Origin of the sequence: Flavobacterium sp., assembly GCF_044368625.1 — a bacterium.
In the GTDB taxonomy this organism is placed as follows: domain Bacteria; phylum Bacteroidota; class Bacteroidia; order Flavobacteriales; family Flavobacteriaceae; genus Flavobacterium.
The window spans coordinates 1-3,033 of sequence record NZ_JBIPPD010000361.1; the positions used below are offsets into that span (position 1 = coordinate 1).

The window sequence follows — 3,033 nt, forward strand, 5'->3', positions numbered from 1 at the left end:
TCAGTGGTTTGCCCGCGCAGCACAAGTCACCGTGTTTGAAGAAATCAAAGCGAGGGCCGCATGACCTACGCCGAAGCACACCGCGCCTACAGCGTCCAGAAGGCCGCATGGATCGCCCGCAACCCACAAGCGACACCCGAGCAGATCGAGGCTGAGTGCCGCCGTATCGCTGAAAGGCTGGGGGTCTGATGCGGGACTACGGGAAGATTTCGCCGACTTTCTGGACGGGCAAGACCGGCCGTGAAATCAAGCGAAGGGGCATCGAAGGGGTTGTTATGGCGACCTACCTGATGACCTCGCCGCACTCAAACATGCTCGGCCTGTTCTATCAGCCGATGCTGTACGCCGCGCACGAGACTGGCTTGGGCATCGAAGGGGCTACGAAGGGGCTTCAATGCTGCATCGAAGCTGGCTTCTGTGCCTTCGATGAAGAGACCGACATGGTGTGGGTCTACGAGATGGCGGCTTATCAGATCGCCGACTCTCTCTCCAGTGGAGACAAGCGCTGCAAAGGCATCCAAAAGGACTATGACGCACTGCCTGATTGTGCTCATTTGGCCCCGTTCTTTGACCGTTACGCAGAGGCTTACAACCTGACGACGAAGCGCGGTGCTGCTGATGATTCTGCAAAGAAATCGGAAGCCCCATCGAAGCCCCATCGAAGCCAGGAACAGGAACAGGAGCAGGAATATCCTTCGGATATGGGCCGCGAAGTTCCTTCGCAGCGCCCAGCCAAGAAGTGCCCGAAGTCGTTCATCGTCACGGACGAATTGATCGAGTGGGCAAGGTCTAGCGCTCCAGCCGTTGACCTCAAGACAGAAACCGAGAAGTTCCGCGACCACACCTTTGCCTCGGCTCGCACCGACTGGGCAGGCACATGGCGGAACTGGATTCGCAAGGCTCAGGAGGTCAAGGGCGGGCGCCCGTCCTCCGCAGCCAATGACGTTTTCGCGGGGGCCAAGTGATGCGCGGCCATCAAGCCCTGATCGCAATGCGGCTTCGTGGCGTCTGCCCGTCTGCTGCGTTCCTGACGGTCGGCACGGACCCGGACAAGCTCTGGCAGGACTGGCCCACAGCGAATCCCTGGAGCGTGATTGCACAGGTCGAGATTCCCGAGCGTGACGCGCTGACCAGCCTGGACTTCCGCTTCCTCGTCGGCCTGCCTGTGCATGTCCACGGCAAGGACGCTGACCGCACGCTGAAGGTGGCGCAGATGAGCTTGGATGCTGGCGCTAAGGCCGTCTGCGTGGTGACAACTGGCGACTTCAAGGGCGCTTTTATCGGAGAAGGGGAGACGCAATGGCGGGACTTTTGAACGCCGACGAAATCGACTTCGGCGCGTACATGCGCAGCACGGAATGCAAGGCCAAGGTGCGCAGTGCGGCAGAGTTCGCGGACGATCTGATTGCCGAGTTGGCACCGCAGACCGACGAGAACCGCTCTCCGTCCATGTTCTCGACGAAGCTGCGCAACAGCATCGAGTTTCGTCCCGGCGAGGTGACGGTATGGGCTGGGTACAACGGACACCGCAAGTCTCTGCTGACGGGTCAAGTCGCTGCCGAGTTGTGCAAGCAGCGGGTCAAGGTGCTGATTGCCTCGATGGAGATGGAGCCACGCCGCACGCTGGCCCGGATGGCTCGCCAGTTCTTCGGTACGCGGGAGATTGGCCCGACCACTGCGCAGCGCTTTGCAGAGTGGACTGATGGCCGTCTGTGGCTGTTCGATCACGTTGGCCGAGTGCAGCCAGATCAAGTCTTGGCGGTGCTTTCGTACTTCGCCAATGAGCTGGGTGGGCAACAGGTCTTCATCGACTCAATGATGATGGTCTGCGCGTCCGAAGAGAGCCTGGACGAGCAAAAGCAGTTCATGACGGACCTTGTGCGATCTGCCCAAGAAACCGGCCTGCATCTGCACTTGGTTGCGCACTGCCGCAAGCCTCAAGACGAATCCAAGCCGCCGACGAAGTACGACCTTCGCGGGTCTGCCGCCCTGTCTGACCAGGCGCAGAACGTCATCACCGTATGGGCCAACAAGCCAAAGCGTGCGGCGCTGGACAAAGACCCCAACGACTTCGAGGCACAGAAGCAGCCTGACGCGGCTGTGACTATCGAAAAGCAGCGCAACGGCATCTTTGAAGGCCGGCTTGCGATGTGGTTTCACGAGACCAGTCTGAGATTCACAGACGAACGACTTACGCCGGTTGAGGCGTGGACTTTGAACTAGGAGCAAGAGTGGCAAACGACCTGAATCAATACCAATGCATTGGCCGACTCGGCAAGGAGCCCGAGGTCCGCTACATGGCAAGCGGCAAGGCTGTTGCCTCGTTTTCTGTTGCTGTCGGCTCAAGCTGGAAAGACGCCAGCGGAGAGAAGCGAGAGGAAACCGAGTGGGTGAACGTCACCGCCTTTGACAAGCTGGGCGAAATCTGCGGCGAGTACCTGAAGAAAGGCTCGCAGGTCTACATCAGCGGACGCCTCAAGACCGACAAGTACGAGAAGGACGGCCAGACGCGCTACAGCACGAAGGTGATTGCCGATCGCATGCAGATGCTGGGCGGCAAGACGGAAGGCGGGCAGGACGAAGCGCCGCAGCGCCAAGAGCGTCCCGCAAAGACCCACGGCGACCGCAAGGGAGGCCCGAACAACCGGCCCGACTTCGACGACGAATCGGATATTCCATTCTGAGGGGCAGGACATGAGCCAAACCATCGCCCAATTCATCGTCAATCGCCTGATTTCTTCAGGGCCATGCGGCATCAATGTGATTGCCGAGGCAATGGATCGCAAGGTGGAGTCTGTGCGCCGCGAGATGGCCCGGATGTGTGATGCCGGCCTAGTCGTCGCCGACATCCGCGACCCCAGCCAGAGCAAGCAGTTCAAAACCTGGCGCATCACCGCAAAGGGCCGCGCATGCGATCCGAGCGACCCGCTGGGTACGGCAAAGAAGGTCAGCGCCAACATCCAAAAACATCGCGAAATCTCCTACCGCAAGCGCATCAATGCCGAGGCTGAAGCCAAGGAGAAGAAGCGCAAG

General features: G+C 60.0%; 6 protein-coding genes. All 6 read left to right on the forward strand.

Going from position 1 to position 3,033, the window contains the following annotated elements; genetic code table 11:
* The first annotated feature begins 60 nt into the window (after positions 1-60).
* Positions 61-189 (forward strand): hypothetical protein, encoded by a 129-nt coding sequence (locus ACIQ2X_RS16565; protein WP_396180111.1) that lies wholly within the window; start codon positions 61-63, stop codon positions 187-189.
* Complete coding sequence (locus ACIQ2X_RS16570) at positions 189-965, forward strand: hypothetical protein (protein ID WP_396180112.1); 777 nt, start codon at positions 189-191, stop codon at positions 963-965. The genes ACIQ2X_RS16565 and ACIQ2X_RS16570 overlap by 1 nt, the downstream gene beginning before the upstream one ends.
* On the forward strand, positions 965-1,315 hold the full coding sequence (locus tag ACIQ2X_RS16575) for a hypothetical protein (RefSeq protein ID WP_396180113.1): 351 nt from the start codon (positions 965-967) through the stop codon (positions 1,313-1,315). The genes ACIQ2X_RS16570 and ACIQ2X_RS16575 overlap by 1 nt, the downstream gene beginning before the upstream one ends.
* Positions 1,312-2,223: an AAA family ATPase gene (locus ACIQ2X_RS16580; protein WP_396180114.1), complete on the forward strand. Its 912-nt coding sequence runs from the start codon at positions 1,312-1,314 to the stop codon at positions 2,221-2,223. The genes ACIQ2X_RS16575 and ACIQ2X_RS16580 overlap by 4 nt, the downstream gene beginning before the upstream one ends.
* 8 nt (positions 2,224-2,231) lie before the next feature.
* The gene (locus tag ACIQ2X_RS16585; protein WP_396180115.1) at positions 2,232-2,684 is read left to right on the forward strand and encodes a single-stranded DNA-binding protein; all 453 of its coding nucleotides are present in this window, start codon (positions 2,232-2,234) and stop codon (positions 2,682-2,684) included.
* Positions 2,685-2,694: 10 nt separating this feature from the next.
* Positions 2,695-3,033, forward strand: a 339-nt coding sequence (locus tag ACIQ2X_RS16590; RefSeq protein WP_396180116.1) for a hypothetical protein, incomplete at its 3' end; no start/stop codon positions are given.